The following is a 16,515-nucleotide window of genomic DNA, read 5'->3' on the forward strand; positions in this document are numbered from 1 at the left end:
GTGTTCGGCATCTTCACGCCGCGAATTGACCGAGGGAGCGATCCTTCATGACGACCGAACTTCCGAAGGCTCCGGCGCCGCGACAGGGTCAGCTGTTGCAGTTGAACTGGATCCGGGCCATCGCAGCGCTGCTCGTCGTGGCCTACCACTGCGAAGTGACCATGGTGCTGCCGAAATATTTCGGCGCCAGCACGTTTCCATTGTTCAAGGCCGGTCATTCCGGCGTTCAACTGTTCTTTGTTCTGAGCGGCTTCGTCATTTACCTGGCCCATCGTCGGGATTCCGAAGCTGACGGGAGCGTGGTCGCTCGATTCGCGGCGAAGCGATTTCGTCGCATCTATCCGTCGCTTTGGATCGTGCTCGTTCCCCTGATCATCCTGTCATTTCTCGGCTTCGCAACAAGGGTGCCGAACGGCGCCGACGTCGTCTTGTCGCTCCTGATTTTGCCGGTGAAGGAAGAGGTGATCCTGGCAACGGAATGGACGCTTCGCCACGAAATTCTCTTCTACGCCCTGTTCGCCTGCTTTCTCTGGAATCGGAGAATCGGGTTCTGGCTCCTGGTGACCTGGGGCGTCATCGGCCTCCCCCTGGCGTTGCTCGACGACAAGGGCTGGCTGATCGACTTCATTTTCAACAACAATCACCTGCTGTTTCTATGTGGCGTCGGCATCGCGTGGCTCTACATACGCGGATATTCTGCCGGCGGCCCCTACTTTCTCTTCGCGGGCCTGATCGTCTTCGCCACCACATTCTACTTCGCCATGTCGAAGCAGATTCCTCCGAACGGCGAGCTGCTGCTGTTTGGACTGGGCGCAGCGGGAATTATCCACGGCGCATGTTCCATGCCGTTCCTCAACCGGAAGATCGCTCCGCTGGAGGAGGCAGGCGCTGCGTCATACGCGCTCTATCTCATTCACTATCCGCTGATCTCGTTGCTTGCGAAGATCGCGGTCAAGCTGAGCGCAACGATCGCGGCGCCGCGCGCCCTGTATTTCGTGGCCATCATCGCGATCTGCCAGATGGCAGCGATCGTCTTCCATCGCCTGATCGAAGCCCCTGTGATGAAGGCTCCCTGGATGCAGAGGCTTTTGCTCTCTGGCGGGACCACAACGCTCGCCTCAGGCATTCAAGGAACGGGCCGCAACGTGCCAGCGTCCCCGTCGGACTAGATGGAGTTGACCATCGCCAGCGCCGAAGAGGTCCACGTATAGTGCGATCTCCGCGTCGACTGACGCGCAATCTCGGCGTCAGTCAGCGCTCCCTTTTCGATCCGCTCTCGCATCAGACGAGCGAGGTGTCCGGGATCCGTCGGGCTGCAATATTCGGCGGCGTCTCCGCACACTTCGCGCAGGACCGCGATGTCCGATACAATCACCGGACACCCGAACACCATGGCTTCCAGCGGAGGAACGCCAAACCCCTCGTACAGGCTTGGAAAGACCAGCGCGGTCGCATGACCATACAGGGCGGCCATGGACGCGTCCGAGATATGCCCGGCACGGATGACCCGATCATCGATCGTTGCATCGTTGCGGCCGAATACGCGCTCATTGGAGCCGCCCACGATCACCAAGGGGTAATCCCCGGGGAGAGATTTGATCGCGCGGGTTACAAGGTCGATATTCTTGTTAGGCTTGTTGGAGCCGATCGCCAGAAAATATCGCCCCGCCACCAGGCCGAGCCTCTGCAATATCGTGTCGTCAGCCGGAAGCCCCGCAAGGTGCTCGGCGCTGTTTGAACAGACGGCGATATCGTCGACCGGAAGCTTCAGGACATCGGCGAGCTCTCGCCGGGAGAAGTGTGACACCGTTATGATGCGTGCGGTTCTGGCGTAGAGCCATCCGAGACAACGGTGAAACTGTCCATAGCTGCGACTGAAGAACTCGGGATGGCGAAAGACCTGCGCGTCGTGAAGCACGATATGATGCCGGCGATGGAGCACTGGCCCTGAATTGGCGAGACTGATGAGCGTACCGCTCCGCGCCGCCATGGCGAGATCGATCTGGTCCCAGGCGTGCCCCGTCCGCGTTCCGATCTTCGCGATGCGGATGTGCTTCAGCGACAGACGATCATCCGCATTCGAAGGCGCAAGCAGGGTCCAGTTCGCGCCACTGAGACGATCAGGCAGCTGCCGCTGATCGATCAGCTGATCGATCGCCTTGACTACCTCCGCGGCAAATCGCTGAACGCCGCTTACGGGCTGCGAAAGAAAGCGACCGTTTATGAAAACATCAAGCATGCGTCTTGCGGCTTCGTAAGGCCTACGGCAGCTTCGAACGGCTCAGAACCATGAGAGACCATCCGCCGACAAGCCGGACCGTCGCATCGGGCGCAGCGAGAAACGCCAGGCGCCGCGGCCATGCGGCGAGCCGCTTCTTCCAGGTCTTGTATGACTGATCGATCGCCCAGGCCGTGTAGAAGAAGTCGATCGTCTCCAGACCCGATTCAGCAATCAGGGACAGCGCGCTGTCACGCGAGAAATAGTGAATGTGCCCCAGCGTGCGACGGGCCGTGGGCAGCACCCAGCCGCGGCCGACAGCAAGGGCGCTCATGTCGAGCGGGACGTGAATGACCTGCCAACGGGACATCTTTCCCATCGCACGGAGGAATTCGAAGGGATTCTCGACGTGTTCGATCACGTCGATCGCCATCGTCAGATCGAATTGCTTCCCGCTCTGAAAAGCGTCCTCCATGCTGAAGCCCAGATTGTCCGACGCGCGCTTGAGCGACAGTTCGTGAGCATAGGGCGAGACTTCAAAGCCCTCGAAGCTCGATTGCGGATATTGCCTCGACAGGATCTCGAGGATGGCACCCGTCCCGCAGCCGATGTCGGCAAGCGTCCGCCACGGAAGGCTGTTGCGATCGAGAATCGTGCGGATATGAGCGGCCTTCCACGGCGCATCTTCCTCGTGCCAGTTCGGATTGTCGACGGCGTAATCGTCCTGCCTGTACCGGCTTGTTGCGTCGGGCGCCGGCTGTTCCATCAAGGAAGAGTTCATGCCGGTTGCCTCCTCACGCTCTCGTAGAAGGCAACGACCTGCCGCCCCAAAGTGTCCTGATTGAACTCTTGCATTGCCGCGCCGGCGCTGTCCTTGTACGCCTCGAGACGCTCCGGATGATCGAGGATGGCTTCGATCGCCGCACCCCAGGCTCTTACATCGCCGGCCTCCACAAGGATACCATTTTTCTCGTGCATCACGAGCTCCGGTATTCCGCCGGCATTGCTTCCCATGACGGGAAGACCCTGCCCGAGCGCTTCGATGATCACACCGGGAGAGTTCTCGAACCATATCGATGGCACGAGAAGGAGATCGCTTTGGGCCATGCGGTTGGCAACCTCCTGGACCGAGACGTGCCCGGCGAATTCGATCCAGCGATGATGGCCAAAGCGCTGCTTGAGGTCGTCTTCGCTGGGGCCGGTGCCCACCAGCGTCAGCGTAAACTCATGACGGGCCGACAACGGCTCGAGAGCCTGGAGCAGAACGTACAGCCCTTTCGATTCATGCAGACGTCCGACATACATGAAGCGAATGATCCTCGATGCACTCTTCCCGATCGTCGGGCTCGGCGATTTGTTGGGATTCAGGATATGCGCCTGAGGCCAGGCCTGGATCGGCTGAAACGCCGCCAGCCGGCGGAGAATCGCCAGCGAAGGCGAAACGAATCCCAGCCGCGGGACCGAGCGGAGGAAAGCCAGCTTTGCTCTCGACGAAAATGCGCAGGGTGCGCATAAGCGCTCGCACTCCCGGCCGGACTTGAACATCGCCATCCTCACACAGGCGAGGCTGAGGTCGTGAAGCGTCAACACCACGGGAATGTTCCGGCCACCGATGACGCGAAGGGTATTCCAGCCGATCCCCTGCAGGACGTGAATGTTGACGATGTCGGGGACAAATTCGTCGAGGACCTGTCGCATGATCCGGTCGTTGCGAGGATCAAAATGGTCTTGAAGATGCCAGATTGATTTCTGTAAACCGGCCTTTTGAGCGGCTTCAAACACCTGATACGGCCGAGGCATGTGAATGCGCCAGACTTTGAGACCGTCAACGATCGCTCCCCTCGCCTCGTCCGCCGGAGCCGGTGATGTGGTCAGGACGGCGACCTCATGACCGTTCGCATGGAGCCATGCCGCCAGATTGCGTGCGGAAAGTTCAGCTCCGCCTTGGACAAAGGGCGGAAAGAAAGCTGAAACGATGAGAATTCGCATCTACGTTCGGTACCTGACACAATAGAGATGAAGATGGTCAAAGCGGCAAAAAGAGGGTTGGCACTTGCGATCATCGCAGCAGGCCTGCTCTTCAGCAAAATCTATGCTGCCAATGAGGCGACATCCTTCTCGATTGGCAAGCAGCCGCTGGCCGAACGTACCGATCGGCCGATCATCGGCGTCGGTGTGCACTTCGGGATAGGCGGAGAGTATGGCTATTCCCCGCAAAAGTCTGCGCAGATATTGCGCTCCGACGCCTTCGATTCAGTCAGGGACGATCTGGCCTGGAGCCTGTTTCACGCTGGCCCGGCGGTCGGCGACACGACAACTCAAGTCGCGCGCGAACCCTTCAAATTATTCGATTTCCTGGATCAGACCCAGGCAAGGCCGCTGCTGATTCTTGGTCACCCCAATCCTCTCGTTCCCGACGGCGCACCTCCTCTGACCGATGTCGGCCGGAAGAGCTTCGCCGATTTTGCAGCAAAGGCCGTCCTGACGACCGCCAAGCGAACTCCAATCTACGAGATCTGGAACGAATGGAACATGAACGCCGTGCAGGGACGCCCGTTCCTGGTCGGCGAAGGTGATCCGAGCGATCCACGCGCGGCGAGCCATTATTCTGCCCTCGCGAAGGAGGCGCTCGCGCGGATACGCAGTGTGGCTCCCAAAGCGCAGGTCCTGGTCGGCGCTGTCGGGATGGATCCCGATTGGAAATGGACGATGGCGCTGGTGCGCTCCGGCGCGCTGGAAGGCGCCAGCGGCTTGTCCGTTCACCTCTACAATCATTGCGAGCGGGATGTGTCCAACCGGACCGCAGAGGCTGCGATCCGGCAGGTCAGCACTCTGCGCCAATTGCTCGATTCGGCCGGATCGAACATCCCAATCTACGTGACCGAGGTTGGCTGGCCTACGGCTTCGAAAATGTGTCCGATCTCGACGCAAGCGGCGGCAAACAATATCGCGCAGTTCCTGCTCTGGACGGCAGCCACACCTTGGTTGAAAGGGGCCTGGCTCTACGAAATGAAGGATCAGGGCCGCGATCCTGGCGCCCTGGAGGATAACTTTGGCCTGTACGACTTTGCTTTTGCGCCGAAGCCGGCTGCGTGTTTAGCCCGCGAGGCGATCAACATCATCAAGAGCGCAAGCGCCATGAGACTTGAGCGCCCCCTCCCCGAACTGTCCGTGATCGAGGCAACGACCTCCGCAGGAAAGCGGTTGATTGCCTGGACTTCGCAAGAGAAGGTCTCCGCGACCCTCGAATTCCCGGACGGCACGGAACCGGAATATGCCCCATTGTGCCAACAGAAGTCCGCATCGAAGACGATACGGATCGGACCCACGCCCGTCGTGATTACATTGCCGACGACCGCTCCGATCGATTTGAAGGCGAAGGTCGTTCGCTAATGTGCTGCTTCCACTATGGGCCGCGATCGAGGCCCAGTCGCGGGGCGTAGCGGAACGTCGACTCAAGGGATCGGATCGAGGCGTAGCGAACCCCGCAGGGTCGAACGCGGCCGTCAGTATGCTTCCTGATGGACCAGCGCCAAGGCCGTCTTGAAGATGATCTTGATGTCGAGCCAGATGCTCCAGTTACTGACGTACCAGACATCGTACTCGACCCGCTTCTCCATCAAATCGATGGTCGGCGTTTCGCCGCGAAAACCGTTGACCTGGGCCCAGCCCGTCAGACCCGGCTTCATGTGGTGACGGTAGACATAGTTGCTGATCATCGGATCGTAATAATTATCGTGCGCCAACGCGTGCGGCCGCGGCCCGACCAGGGACATCTCGCCGCGCAGGACGTTCCAGAGCTGCGGCAGTTCGTCGATGCTGGTCCGGCGCAGCACGCGCCCGACGCGCGTGACGCGGACGTCGCTCTTCGTGGCCTGCGTGACGGTGTGGCCATTCTCCGCCACCGTCATTGAGCGAAACTTCCAGATCTCGAACGGCTTGCCGTTGAAGCCGCGCCGAGACTGCTTGAAGATGACGTTCCCCAACGAGTCCAGCTTGATCATGGCCGCGGCCGTCACCAGCAGCGGCGCCAGCAGCAAGAGCGCGAACGAGGCAAGACCGATATCGAGGCAACGCTTCTGCGCCCGCTCGAAGACGGTGAGCGGCGCACGCTGAATCTCGATCGCGACGGTACCACTGACAGGCTGGAACGGGCGCGAGACCAAATCGGCGATCGGAAAGTCCGGCAAGAGACGGATCGGCTGCGGAACCACGCGCAGGTGCTGGCTCAGCTTCTGGAGCAGAGGCATCTCATCCCAGTCGATGACCAACAGATACTCTTCCGCATCTGCGGTCCGCGCCTGCCGCACCACGTCGCGAATCTCACGGTCCCATCCCGCACCGTCCTCAGACGGCTCAAGCACGAAATGGCGCACGACGTTGAAGCCGTGCTTGCGGAGATCCTTGAAGCGGCTCGACGTGAAGTCGAGCGACTTCAGGCTGAGGAGCACGACCTTCCTGTCGACCAGGCGGCCCTTCGCATAGCTCGAGTTCAAGGCGATGCGCCACAGCACGCGGAGACCTCCGAGGGCAACTCCGCCAGTCGCAGCAAACAGCAGCGTGGTGCCACGCGACAGGTCCGCGGACGATTTGAGCAGGAACGCTTCAACCGCGAGAATGGTCAGCGAGACAATCCAGATCGCCAGCGTCTTGCGGAGCTGCCAGAGCGTATTCAGCAGGCGGTGATGATCATAGATGCCCTGAAAATACGAGATCATCACGAACACCGCAGCGACGACGAGACCAGCGCCGACGGACGAATCCTGTTCGGCCACCAGCAGGCGATACAAGCCGTTCGCCGCAAAGTAGCTGAGCAGAAGTGCGAGGAAGTCGCTCCCGATCAGAGCGATCTGGAGGGGTCTCTGGAGAGCGCCCCGGCGGTTCGATACAACCGGATAATAGTTTTCCGAACCATAAGTCGCTACAGCCATCCGACCCTCGCTGCCTCGTCACGCACTCGCAATCCAGAATTGCAAGGAGATAGATTCAATCTTCGATATGTCTCGGGCAATGTCTTAACCAAACAAAGCAACATTGCGGCACTGCAGTGAAATAATCAAACCGATTTTCTGCAATACGACACACGCATACGAACGTGCTCAAAGCGCCGTCACAAGCGTGACATCTAACTGAGCATCGCGCCGCACTTTGCGCCAGATCGCGCAAATTTTACAAATCATTTCGCGTGTATTTGAACGGTTGTTCAACTCTGTTGCTTAAGGCGTCCTTAGGTCAGCACGCTTACCACTCGCGGCAGTTTCGGGGGAGTTGTGCCGTGAGTACCGTCGCCGTTTTTAGCCTGCTGATCGGATCGTTGCTTGGGGGCCGATTCCGGATTTTCATTCTGCCTCCCGCCATCGTTCTCGGTGCAGCGATGATCGGCGCGGTCTGGGCCTGGCAGGGCCAGGGACCGGCTCACATGGTCGTTACGATCCTGGTCTTTGCGACGATGCTCCAGCTTGGCTATCTCTGCGGCGCGATGCTGATCCGCGCCCGCGCGGCGTCGTATCGCACCAAGGCCGCCCCGTCGTTCGACAGCCGCAGCTTCGGCTGACCCTGAGCGCGCACACCAAATCGACGCCTCATCAAGCCGCGCGGGTGACATGACGGCCGCGCGAAGGGACGTTCACACGGCATGGACAAAAAAAGCCATTCATGCTGACCCGAATTGCGCGATAGCATATTGACATCTCGGGCCAAGCTCTCTCCAAGAGTTGGACCCCATGGTCACAACCCCGCCTCAAACCCTGCCCCGGCCGAAGCTGCCGAACGGCGTGCGGATTTACGCCCTCAGCGACATCCACGGCTGCGCGCATCTGCTTGAACAGATGTTCGCGGTCATCGATGCGGATATGGCGAACAGCCGGCCCTATCGCGCGATCGAGGTCTTTCTGGGCGACTACATCGATCGCGGACCGGATTCGCGTCGTACCCTCGATCTCCTGATCGACCGCAGCCGCCGCCGCAACACGGTTTTTCTGAAGGGCAACCACGAGGCCTATTTCACCTCAGTCCTGGACGATCCCTCGCGCACGACCGACTGGTTTCAGTTCGGCGGGGTCCAGACCCTGATGTCCTATGGAATCTCGGCAGCGCCCGATCTCAGCAAGGACGAACAGTCCGATCTGCTGCGCGAGCTCACGTCCATAATGCCGCCGCAGCACATCGCGTTCCTGCGCCAGTTGCGGCCAACATTCACATGCGGCGACTTTTTCTTCGTGCATGCGGGCGTTCGTCCGGGAATCCCCCTGTCAGAGCAGCGCGAGCAGGACCTGTTGTGGATCAGGGACGAATTTCTCCAGAGCAAGAAGCGCTTCGGGAAATATGTGGTGCACGGCCACACGCCTGTGCGCCAGGCCGAGCTACTCGAGAACAGGGCCAATATCGACACCGGAGCATACGCGACAGGCAACCTCACCCTGCTGTCGATCCAGGGCAGCAGCATGCTCGCGATCTAGAACGGTTTCGAGCGGAGTGAATAACGGTTCACGTCAAGAACACGTATCGAAACAAGAGCCTGGCCGGCGCGGAGCGCTCAGTTGGTCTTGGTCGCAGGCGGCCGGTATTCCGGGAACCGGCTAAGCATCGCCGCCTTCAGAAATTTGAAATGGGCGATCGAAGCGCCGAGTTCCTTGAGCCTGCGCTGGCCGTTCAGGATCTCCTTGTCGAACAGATCCTGATGGTGATTGTCCAACGCCTCGCGTTCCAGATATTCGTCATTGCCGTTGCCGATGGTCACGGCGGCGCGCGCCAGCACGTCTTCCACCCGGCGGTTCAAACCGGATTGCTCACGCTCCGCCGCATGCAGGGCTTCGTCGATCGCGATCATGATGGCTTCAATACGCGTGTGATCGGTCTCGGCGTCGCGCTCCGGCGATCGCGCGCGAAACGTCTGCTCTCCGCCGAAGCGATCCTTCAGGAAATTGTGAGTGCGGGCCCGCAAGAAGAGCTGAAACATGCGTGCATTTCCGGTTCGAGGCGCCAAACCGGAAAATGGGCCCTGGATGGTTAACAAAGCCTAAAGGGGACGGAATGTTGTGTTCCGCCACGTCGCTGTGAACCGGCGTTCAGATCGTCGCCTTGATGGCATCCAGCTCGCGATCGAGCGCCTGCTGCCAGCTTGGCGGCGTGATACCGAACCGCTCGCGCAGGCGCGTGAGATCGAGACGGGAATTGGACGGCCGCTTCGCCTTGACGGGAAATTCGTCCGAACGAATAGGAACAATTTGCTTCACGGCGAATTTGGCGCCTCTCGCTTCCAGGCCGGAAACGATCGCGGTCGCAAAGCCGTGCCAGCTGGTCTCGCCCGTGCAGACCAGATTGACGACTCCACCGCGCTGCTCGAACGTCTTATGAAGATCGTCGCCGCTCTGCGGCAGCATTGCAACCATCGATTGTGCAATCGTACTTGCTGTCGTCGGCGCGCCGATCTGGTCGCCAACGATGCGCAACTGCTCGCGTTCTCCGGCAAGCCGCACGATGGTCTTGAGAAAATTTGCGCCCGAGGCGGCATACACCCATGACGTGCGTGCGATCACATGTAGGGCACCCGCCTCGACAATGGCCTGATCGCCCGCGAGCTTGCTTTGGCCATATACCGAAAGAGGAGCCGGCGTGCTGTCCTCACGCCAGGGACGATCGCCGGAGCCGTCGAAGACGTAATCCGTCGAAAAGTGCACCAGCGGCACGCCACGGGGCGCGGCCCATTGGGCAATCGCCCTGGGAGCTTCCGCATTGATGCGAAACGCCAGCTCTCGCTCATCTTCTGCGCGATCGACCGCGGTATAGGCGGCGGGATTGATGATCAGATCCGGCGCGATCGAATCCAGCTTGCCGGCAAGCTCTGCCGGCCGTGACAGATCGAACTGTTCCAGTTCCGGCGCAACGATATCGGCACGTCCCTGAAGCAGCGGAAGCAGAGCTCCGCCGACCTGCCCCGCGGTGCCCGTGAGAAGAATCTTCATGTCAAATCTCCCCGTAACGCGGAAGATTCTTCACATCCGCAAGCAAGGGTGCGTCGGCATCCTTGGCCGACAGCGAGGGATCAACGAGCCCCCAATCGATGCCGATCGCCGGATCGTTCCACCGAATGGAGATCTCATCCTTCTGGCTGTAGAGCGCATCGCATTTGTAGAAGAAGTCGGCTGTCTCCGAGAGAACGGCAAAACCATGAGCAAAGCCGCGAGGAAGCCACAATTGCCGGCGGTTGTCCTCGCTCAATTCGACAGCGACATGACGCCCAAAATTTGGGCTACCCACACGGACATCGACTGCAACATCAAGAACGCGACCACGGAGCGCCGTGACGAGCTTGCCCTGCGTGCCCGGATTTTGTAGGTGCAACCCGCGCAGCACTCCCTGACGCGAGCGTGACAGATTGTCCTGAATGAACGGCTGCGCAACCCCGCTCTGCGCGTAACGCTCGAATTGGTAGGTCTCCAAGAAAAAGCCGCGTTGATCACCAAAAAGCTTTGGCTCGATGATCAAAACCTCGGGCAGATCTGTCTCGATAACATTCATCCAGCGACTTCAGCTCCGCGCACACACATCAATCTTGTGCAGCGCACGCTATCTGATATTTTCGAAGTGGTAAACCAGAGGGACCTATGAAGGGAATTATACTCGCTGGCGGAACAGGCTCGCGCTTGTATCCCGTCACGACAGTCGTGTCGAAGCAGCTGTTACCGGTTTTTGACAAACCGATGATCTACTATCCGCTGTCGACACTGATGCTCGCTGGAATTCGCGACATTCTCATCATCTCGACGCCACAAGACAAACCGTTGTTCCAACGCTTGCTCGGCGACGGAGCAGAGATCGGTGTCAACTTCTCCTACGCCACCCAGGAAACGCCGCGTGGTCTCGCTGACGCATTCATCGTTGGGCGCGAATTCGTGGGATCGGATTCCGTCGCGCTGGTTCTCGGAGACAACATCTTCTACGGGCACGGACTTCCGGAAATGCTCGCCAAGGCCGCGGCACGCAAGAGCGGCGCCACGATCTTCGGCTATGTCGTCAACTCACCCGAACAATACGGCGTGATCGAGCTCGACAGCGACGGGCGCGCGCGCTCGATCGAAGAAAAGCCCAAGCAGCCGAAGTCGAATGTCGCCGTAACCGGCCTCTATTTCTACGACAACAGCGTGGTCGACATCGCAGCCGAGATCAAACCGTCGGGACGGGGTGAGATCGAGATTACCGACGTGAATAACGCCTACCTCGCCAGGGGCGATCTGTTCGTCGAAGTGCTCGGACGCGGGTTCGCCTGGCTCGACACCGGCACGCACGCCTCGCTGGTCGAGGCCAGTCACTTCGTTCAGATCCTGGAGCAGCGCCAGGGTTTGCGCATCGCCTGCCCCGAGGAAATCGCCTTGCGACGCGGCTATATCTCGCTTCAAGCCTTCGCGAAGGTCGCCGAGAAGACCGCCAAAAGCAGCTACGGCCAGTATCTGCAATCCGTGGCACGTTCCTTCGCCGCTCAAGATTGAGGCAGATCATCCATGCGTTTCGAAGGCTCCACGATTTTCGTCACGGGTGGCGCGGGTTTCATTGGCTCCGCGGTCGTCCGTCATCTCCTGCGCGACACCCAAGCGCGCGTCGTCAACATCGACAAGCTGACGTATGCAGCGAACCTCGAGTCGATCCCCGACGCTCGGGCAAACCCGCGTTATGCATTCGAGAAGCAATGCATTTGCGAGGCGGCGTCGCTTCGCAAGCTGTTCGAGAAGTACCAGCCCATCGCGGTGATGAATTTGGCGGCCGAGAGCCATGTCGATCGCTCGATCGACGGTCCCGGCGAATTCATCCAGACCAACATCGTCGGCACCTTTACGCTGCTGCAGGAAGCGCTGCGGTACTGGAGGGCCCTGTCTTCTGACCGCCGTGCACAGTTCCGCTTCCTTCACATCTCCACCGACGAGGTGTTCGGGTCGCTCGGCAAGGACGGCTATTTCACCGAGACCACGTCCTATTCACCGAACTCGCCCTACTCGGCGACCAAGGCGTCGTCCGACCACCTGGTCCGCGCCTGGCGTGAGACCTATGACCTTCCGACGATGGTGACGAACTGCTCGAACAATTACGGGCCTTATCACTTTCCGGAGAAGCTCATTCCTCACATCATCATCAAGGGCCTCGCCGGAGAGCCGCTGCCGGTTTACGGCGACGGACAGAACATCCGCGACTGGCTCTACGTCGAGGACCATGCCAAAGCGCTGACACTCGTGCTCGAGCGCGGTGCGGTCGGCGAGACCTACAATGTCGGCGGACGAAACGAGCGGTCCAATCTGCACGTCGTGGAAGGCATTTGCGACCTGCTGGACGATATGTCGCCGCGCAAGGCGGGCCCGCGGCGTGGCCTGATTTCGTTCGTCTCGGACCGCCCCGGCCACGACCGCCGCTACGCCATCGATGCGTCGAAGCTCGAGCGCGAGCTCGGATGGCGCGCCGACGAGAATTTCGAAAGCGGCCTGGCCAAAACGGTTCGCTGGTTCTTCGACAATCGCGACTGGTGGCAAGCCATTCTCGATCGTGGCTATCAGCAGAAGCGCATCGGCCTCGGCTAACCGGCGGATCGACTTCGCGACGTCGTGTGCAATATTGGCTTCGCCGGTTCACTCGTGCCGGCGGCGGCTGACCACGCGACGCAAAACTCGGCTCGCGCCAACGAGCCGTGGATCGCGCAGCTCCCAATCGTCAGATCAAGGCCGGATCTCCATCCGGCTTTGCGCCATCCACGCTTTCCAGGCACCCTCGTGTTTCTCATAGAGCTCTAGCCAGCGCTGCTCATCGGCGATGGCTCCCCAACCACGACCATCGTCGGATGCAGCCTGTCGGCCCTCTGCAGACAGCTGCTCGGTGTCGAGCCGCTCGAACTCGAAGGTTTCCTCCAACGTCAGTCCGATCAGGACGCGCCGGCCCACCGTATCCACAAAATATCGACGCGGTGCGTTGTTGGACAGACTAGTCATGGCACGGCCCTACGAAGCGAGGCTCGCGCATGACGCGCGAGGGCACAGACAATCGGCACATGGCTTCGGTTGCAAATCATCAAAATGCACGCCTCGCCCTCGCGAGCGAGACACCCGGCTGGGACATGGCTGGGTCATAAGGCTGGTAGAGCGGATGGCGCACCCGGCGTCGGCGTGACCGCCACGCGCGCATCGCATAGCCGGCACCAAAGCCGGCGAGGATCGAGATCAGGATCGCAGCTACCATCATTCGGAATTCTTCCAGCTACTGAGCGCGTTGTCTTCGTGACGCGGCATTCTCATCTTCGAGTTGTGTCTACATCATGATGGACGCAGCTGATTTTCTTGTCAGACCCGGGAATTTTTGGGCAGCGCGGTGCGTTCGAACTGATCGTTCGTCAGCACGTCAACTCAGGAACCAGAGAAAAAATCTCACCAGCAACAACGCGATGAAATACACCCAGCCTGCCATAGCGATCATCGCCACGCTGAAAAATGCGCCTTCAAATGCCCGCTGTCTGACTTTCGCGAGAGGGAACGCCGCGCGCGCTTTCTGGAGCATCTCGATCTTCTGATTGGTTCGTTGTCCTGCGCGAACATAGCGGAATGAATTCGACGATCTCGTGACGACACGGCCGAGAAGAGTGCAATGCTGTTCGTCGCGATCGACACAGCGCTCGCGTGCCGCAGTTGAAGCGATTTTGGATCGAAGTTTCTTCTGTCAACTCACACGATGATCCGATCGTGATTCGATCCGCATCGATTGTGGTGGTTTTGTCGCGCGCTACTCCGATTCAAATTTTTGCGCACGGGGCGTGCGCAGCCTGACCGGAAGGAGCCCGCCATCGGGCGCGTGTTGAACCGACGCGACGATGCGTAGCCGACGTTGCCGCAACCGAGATCGAGGAGACCTCACGTCCTGGTCTTGCCGATGCGTGACGACGCCATCCTGCGCGAAGTCGGTCTGACGATTTTTTATCGACTGGATGCGGTGGCGAAAATCTTCAGCAGCGGCTGCCGATACGCAAGGATCGACCGAGATCGACGAAATTTCCGTGGTTATACGGAGTGTTACGGACCGATTTCATCGCGGTAAGGTTGAGCAGTTAGCTTAATCCGCGTTGTTTGTTGCGAAGTCTCGTCGATGGCTTATCCATCTTTGCACCGAGCCTGCCCCAAGGCCCGGCCCCACCCAAGCAAAGCCGCTGAGCGAACATGGGTCCGCTTGGCGGCTTTGTCGTTCTGTCGATGCGAAGAGGAATATTTCGGTTATGGCGCGCAAGCCCTGGTCGTTCAAGGAAGACCGCCGGCTGATGGAATTGGCCAGGTCTTCGATTTCACTGGAAGAGGCGGCGAAACAGCTCGGGCGCACGCCCGATGCCGTCAAGCGCATGGCTCTGCGTCTCGGCCTCTCGCTCCGATCGAAGGGGAACAAAAAGGGTTAACGGCCGCGTCTGCGCCGCTAACCATGCTCCGGAAGCTCGGCGCGACCAGCCCGGAAGCTCACGCATCGTGAGGACGGCCAGAAGCCGACTTAAACCTTATTTTAGCGCCCCATGGCTACTGTTCGGCTCATCTTCTCTTAACCTCCGCGGGCCGGATGAAGGCAGCACGGCCGAAACTCTCACTGGCGGCGCTCGTACTTGCGGGCATGGCTGCGTTTGCCCTTGCGGGTCACATTGCGGCGACGCGATTCATCCATGATCAGCAGGCGCGCCAACTCGACGGTCTGACCGAAGTCGTGCTGCGCCGGGCCGAATTCGCCGTCGACTTCGCGACCGCAAGCCTCGACGAGTTGGCCGGCCGCGGCCTCGCGACATGCGATCCCGCCTCGCTCCAGGCGATCCGACTGCACGTCTATCAGCGCTCCGCCGTGAAGGACATCCGACTCGTCAACTCCGACGGCTCGGTGATCTGCTCGGCCTATTCCGAGACGCTCGAATTCGACAAGGGCTGGGTCGATCGCGCGGACATGCTTGCATCGCGCGATTCGAAACTGATGCTGTTCCGCGTCGAGCAATTCGGCGGCGACGCGCTCGGCGTGCTCAGGGACATCGGCGACAAGAAGGCGCTGGTCGCCATTCTCGGCATCAATTCCAGCCTGTTTGACATCATGCCGGCCGAACTGCGCGCCCATGGCGAGGTGCTGCTCGCGCTGACGAACGGCGCACAGCTCGGCGAGTTCGCGCTCGACGCCGACAAGGCACTGGCGCATCCGATCGACTTCGAAAAAAGCTCGGCGCGCTTTCCACTGCGCGCGGTCATCCGCATCGACAAGTCGGTGTTGTCGACATGGAACAGCGAGATCTACTGGCCAGCGATGGCGGTCGCGCTCGCGCTCGGTGTGCTGTTCGGCGTTCTGCTCTCGCGGACGCGGCGCATGGAGGGACCTGTCGCAGATCTCGATCGCGCGCTGGCGCGCGGTGAATTCAAGCCTTATTTCCAGCCGATCTTCGATCTGCGCACGGGCGAGATCAGGGGTTGCGAAATCCTCGCGCGCTGGCTGCGTGAGGACGGCACGGTGGTGCCGCCGATGAACTTCATTCCGCTGGCGGAATCCAGCGGGCGAATCGAAGCCATGACCTGGCAGCTGCTCCGCCGCGCGCTAGCCGACCTCCAACCGCTTCTCAAGGCCGACAAGGATTTCAAGCTCTCGTTCAATGTCGTGCCCAGGCACATCTTCGGCGCTGGCTTCGTCGAAACACTGCGCAGCACCGTCACCGCGGCGCGAGTATCTGCACGGCAGATCGTGCTCGAGGTGACCGAACGCGACGAGCTCGACGATCTCGCGCGCGCCGCGACCGTGGTGAGCGAGCTGCGCGACTACGGCTTTCGCGTCGCCATCGACGACGTCGGCGTCGGCCATAGCGGGCTGTCACGGCTGAAGGGACTCGGCGCCAACACGATCAAGATCGACAAGTTTTTCGTCGACACCATCACGGTGGACGCTTCGACCACGACCATCGTGGAGATGCTGGTCGCACTCGCCAGGGACTTCCACATGAGCGTGGTCGCGGAGGGCGTCGAAACCGAGGAGCAGGTTCGCGCGCTGATCTCATGCGGCGTCGAGGAGGGCCAGGGCTATCTCGTCGCAGCGCCCCTGCCCTTTGCGAAATTCAGCGAACTGATCGCGTCGCGGCGTGCCGGGACGGCAGTCGCAGCTTCAGCCGGCGGCACGGCACTGGTGGCCTGACCGGCGCGGCTGGCCCGAATTTGAACAGCCAGTCGAGATCATGTCCGAACATGTCCCGGCGCGAACCAGCATTCACGAACGCATGACCGGCGATGTGCCGGGCCTTAACGATATTCCGCGCTTTCGCGAGCGGC

18 protein-coding genes are annotated in these 16,515 nt (G+C 60.3%); 8 read left to right on the plus strand and 10 right to left on the minus strand.

Annotated elements, in window-relative coordinates; all coding sequences use genetic code 11:
* Positions 1–47 precede the first annotated feature (47 nt).
* Positions 48–1,169 (plus strand): acyltransferase family protein, encoded by a 1,122-nt coding sequence (locus JQ631_RS28210; RefSeq protein ID WP_212332458.1) that lies wholly within the window; start codon positions 48–50, stop codon positions 1,167–1,169.
* On the opposite strand, the gene JQ631_RS28215 is transcribed toward JQ631_RS28210, so the two are convergent.
* The 3 genes from JQ631_RS28215 to JQ631_RS28225 are packed head-to-tail and all read right to left on the minus strand — an operon-like array spanning position 1,166 to position 4,207.
* Positions 1,166–2,239 (minus strand): glycosyltransferase family 4 protein, encoded by a 1,074-nt coding sequence (locus JQ631_RS28215; protein WP_212332460.1) that lies wholly within the window; start codon positions 2,237–2,239, stop codon positions 1,166–1,168. The genes JQ631_RS28210 and JQ631_RS28215 overlap by 4 nt on opposite strands.
* 22 nt (positions 2,240–2,261) lie before the next feature.
* Complete coding sequence (locus tag JQ631_RS28220; protein WP_212332462.1) at positions 2,262–2,999, minus strand: class I SAM-dependent methyltransferase; 738 nt, start codon at positions 2,997–2,999, stop codon at positions 2,262–2,264.
* Positions 2,996–4,207 (minus strand): glycosyltransferase family 4 protein, encoded by a 1,212-nt coding sequence (locus tag JQ631_RS28225; RefSeq protein ID WP_212332464.1) that lies wholly within the window; start codon positions 4,205–4,207, stop codon positions 2,996–2,998. The genes JQ631_RS28220 and JQ631_RS28225 overlap by 4 nt, the downstream gene beginning before the upstream one ends.
* Positions 4,208–4,234: 27 nt before the next feature.
* Here JQ631_RS28225 and JQ631_RS28230 point away from each other — a divergent pair, with 27 nt between their 5' ends.
* Positions 4,235–5,611, plus strand: a complete 1,377-nt coding sequence (locus tag JQ631_RS28230) for a glycoside hydrolase family protein (RefSeq protein ID WP_212332471.1) — start codon at positions 4,235–4,237, stop codon at positions 5,609–5,611.
* A gap of 113 nt (positions 5,612–5,724) precedes the next feature.
* Here the strand turns inward: JQ631_RS28230 and JQ631_RS28235 are convergent, their stop codons facing one another.
* Entirely contained in the window at positions 5,725–7,149 is a 1,425-nt protein-coding gene (locus tag JQ631_RS28235; RefSeq protein ID WP_249161184.1) for an undecaprenyl-phosphate glucose phosphotransferase, read from the minus strand.
* 344 nt (positions 7,150–7,493) lie between these two features.
* Between JQ631_RS28235 and JQ631_RS28240 the strand changes: the two genes are divergently transcribed.
* Together JQ631_RS28240 and JQ631_RS28245 are read left to right on the plus strand one after the other, a co-directional pair.
* Positions 7,494–7,772 (plus strand): hypothetical protein, encoded by a 279-nt coding sequence (locus tag JQ631_RS28240; RefSeq protein WP_212332473.1) that lies wholly within the window; start codon positions 7,494–7,496, stop codon positions 7,770–7,772.
* 169 nt (positions 7,773–7,941) lie between these two features.
* On the plus strand, positions 7,942–8,676 hold the full coding sequence (locus JQ631_RS28245; protein WP_212332475.1) for a metallophosphoesterase family protein: 735 nt from the start codon (positions 7,942–7,944) through the stop codon (positions 8,674–8,676).
* A gap of 77 nt (positions 8,677–8,753) precedes the next feature.
* Here the strand turns inward: JQ631_RS28245 and JQ631_RS28250 are convergent, their stop codons facing one another.
* The 3 genes from JQ631_RS28250 to rfbC form a co-directional block, all read right to left on the minus strand.
* Positions 8,754–9,176, minus strand: coding sequence for a hypothetical protein (locus JQ631_RS28250; RefSeq protein WP_212332477.1), 423 nt, complete (start codon positions 9,174–9,176; stop codon positions 8,754–8,756).
* A 109-nt stretch (positions 9,177–9,285) separates the two neighbouring features.
* A complete protein-coding gene (gene rfbD / locus JQ631_RS28255) occupies positions 9,286–10,182 on the minus strand; it encodes a dTDP-4-dehydrorhamnose reductase (protein ID WP_212332479.1) in 897 nt (298 codons plus the stop codon).
* 1 nt (position 10,183) lies between these two features.
* On the minus strand, positions 10,184–10,738 hold the full coding sequence (gene rfbC / locus JQ631_RS28260; RefSeq protein ID WP_212332481.1) for a dTDP-4-dehydrorhamnose 3,5-epimerase: 555 nt from the start codon (positions 10,736–10,738) through the stop codon (positions 10,184–10,186).
* A gap of 86 nt (positions 10,739–10,824) precedes the next feature.
* Here rfbC and rfbA point away from each other — a divergent pair, with 86 nt between their 5' ends.
* Both rfbA and rfbB read left to right on the plus strand, forming a co-directional pair.
* A complete protein-coding gene (gene rfbA / locus JQ631_RS28265) occupies positions 10,825–11,706 on the plus strand; it encodes a glucose-1-phosphate thymidylyltransferase RfbA (protein WP_212332483.1) in 882 nt (293 codons plus the stop codon).
* Positions 11,707–11,718: 12 nt separating this feature from the next.
* Positions 11,719–12,783: a dTDP-glucose 4,6-dehydratase gene (gene rfbB / locus JQ631_RS28270; protein ID WP_212332492.1), complete on the plus strand. Its 1,065-nt coding sequence runs from the start codon at positions 11,719–11,721 to the stop codon at positions 12,781–12,783.
* A gap of 135 nt (positions 12,784–12,918) precedes the next feature.
* Here rfbB and JQ631_RS28275 read toward each other — a convergent pair whose 3' ends face one another.
* From JQ631_RS28275 to JQ631_RS28285, 3 genes are all read right to left on the minus strand, one after another.
* Positions 12,919–13,188 (minus strand): hypothetical protein, encoded by a 270-nt coding sequence (locus tag JQ631_RS28275; protein ID WP_212332494.1) that lies wholly within the window; start codon positions 13,186–13,188, stop codon positions 12,919–12,921.
* A gap of 79 nt (positions 13,189–13,267) precedes the next feature.
* Complete coding sequence (locus JQ631_RS28280) at positions 13,268–13,438, minus strand: hypothetical protein (RefSeq protein WP_212332497.1); 171 nt, start codon at positions 13,436–13,438, stop codon at positions 13,268–13,270.
* A gap of 156 nt (positions 13,439–13,594) precedes the next feature.
* Positions 13,595–13,750 (minus strand): hypothetical protein, encoded by a 156-nt coding sequence (locus JQ631_RS28285; RefSeq protein WP_212332498.1) that lies wholly within the window; start codon positions 13,748–13,750, stop codon positions 13,595–13,597.
* A 709-nt stretch (positions 13,751–14,459) separates the two neighbouring features.
* Here JQ631_RS28285 and JQ631_RS28290 point away from each other — a divergent pair.
* A complete protein-coding gene (locus tag JQ631_RS28290) occupies positions 14,460–14,633 on the plus strand; it encodes a hypothetical protein (protein WP_212332499.1) in 174 nt (57 codons plus the stop codon).
* A gap of 155 nt (positions 14,634–14,788) precedes the next feature.
* Positions 14,789–16,381 (plus strand): EAL domain-containing protein, encoded by a 1,593-nt coding sequence (locus JQ631_RS28295; protein WP_212332500.1) that lies wholly within the window; start codon positions 14,789–14,791, stop codon positions 16,379–16,381.
* Positions 16,382–16,515: the final 134 nt, after the last annotated feature.

It is taken from the genome of Bradyrhizobium manausense (assembly GCF_018131105.1).
In the GTDB taxonomy this organism is placed as follows: domain Bacteria; phylum Pseudomonadota; class Alphaproteobacteria; order Rhizobiales; family Xanthobacteraceae; genus Bradyrhizobium; species Bradyrhizobium manausense_B.

Bases quoted from the DNA above. Each gene is read 5' to 3' on its own strand.
- JQ631_RS28210 (WP_212332458.1), top strand. From the start codon at position 48: ATGACGACCGAACTTCCGAAGGCTCCGGCGCCGCGACAGGGTCAGCTG.
- JQ631_RS28215 (WP_212332460.1), bottom strand. From the start codon at position 2,239: ATGCTTGATGTTTTCATAAACGGTCGCTTTCTTTCGCAGCCCGTAAGC.
- JQ631_RS28220 (WP_212332462.1), bottom strand. From the start codon at position 2,999: ATGAACTCTTCCTTGATGGAACAGCCGGCGCCCGACGCAACAAGCCGG.
- JQ631_RS28225 (WP_212332464.1), bottom strand. From the start codon at position 4,207: ATGCGAATTCTCATCGTTTCAGCTTTCTTTCCGCCCTTTGTCCAAGGC.
- JQ631_RS28230 (WP_212332471.1), top strand. From the start codon at position 4,235: ATGAAGATGGTCAAAGCGGCAAAAAGAGGGTTGGCACTTGCGATCATC.
- JQ631_RS28235 (WP_249161184.1), bottom strand. From the start codon at position 7,149: ATGGCTGTAGCGACTTATGGTTCGGAAAACTATTATCCGGTTGTATCG.
- JQ631_RS28245 (WP_212332475.1), top strand. From the start codon at position 7,942: ATGGTCACAACCCCGCCTCAAACCCTGCCCCGGCCGAAGCTGCCGAAC.
- JQ631_RS28250 (WP_212332477.1), bottom strand. From the start codon at position 9,176: ATGTTTCAGCTCTTCTTGCGGGCCCGCACTCACAATTTCCTGAAGGAT.
- rfbD (WP_212332479.1), bottom strand. From the start codon at position 10,182: ATGAAGATTCTTCTCACGGGCACCGCGGGGCAGGTCGGCGGAGCTCTG.
- rfbC (WP_212332481.1), bottom strand. From the start codon at position 10,738: ATGAATGTTATCGAGACAGATCTGCCCGAGGTTTTGATCATCGAGCCA.
- rfbA (WP_212332483.1), top strand. From the start codon at position 10,825: ATGAAGGGAATTATACTCGCTGGCGGAACAGGCTCGCGCTTGTATCCC.
- rfbB (WP_212332492.1), top strand. From the start codon at position 11,719: ATGCGTTTCGAAGGCTCCACGATTTTCGTCACGGGTGGCGCGGGTTTC.
- JQ631_RS28275 (WP_212332494.1), bottom strand. From the start codon at position 13,188: ATGACTAGTCTGTCCAACAACGCACCGCGTCGATATTTTGTGGATACG.
- JQ631_RS28280 (WP_212332497.1), bottom strand. From the start codon at position 13,438: ATGATGGTAGCTGCGATCCTGATCTCGATCCTCGCCGGCTTTGGTGCC.
- JQ631_RS28285 (WP_212332498.1), bottom strand. From the start codon at position 13,750: ATGCTCCAGAAAGCGCGCGCGGCGTTCCCTCTCGCGAAAGTCAGACAG.
- JQ631_RS28290 (WP_212332499.1), top strand. From the start codon at position 14,460: ATGGCGCGCAAGCCCTGGTCGTTCAAGGAAGACCGCCGGCTGATGGAA.
- JQ631_RS28295 (WP_212332500.1), top strand. From the start codon at position 14,789: ATGAAGGCAGCACGGCCGAAACTCTCACTGGCGGCGCTCGTACTTGCG.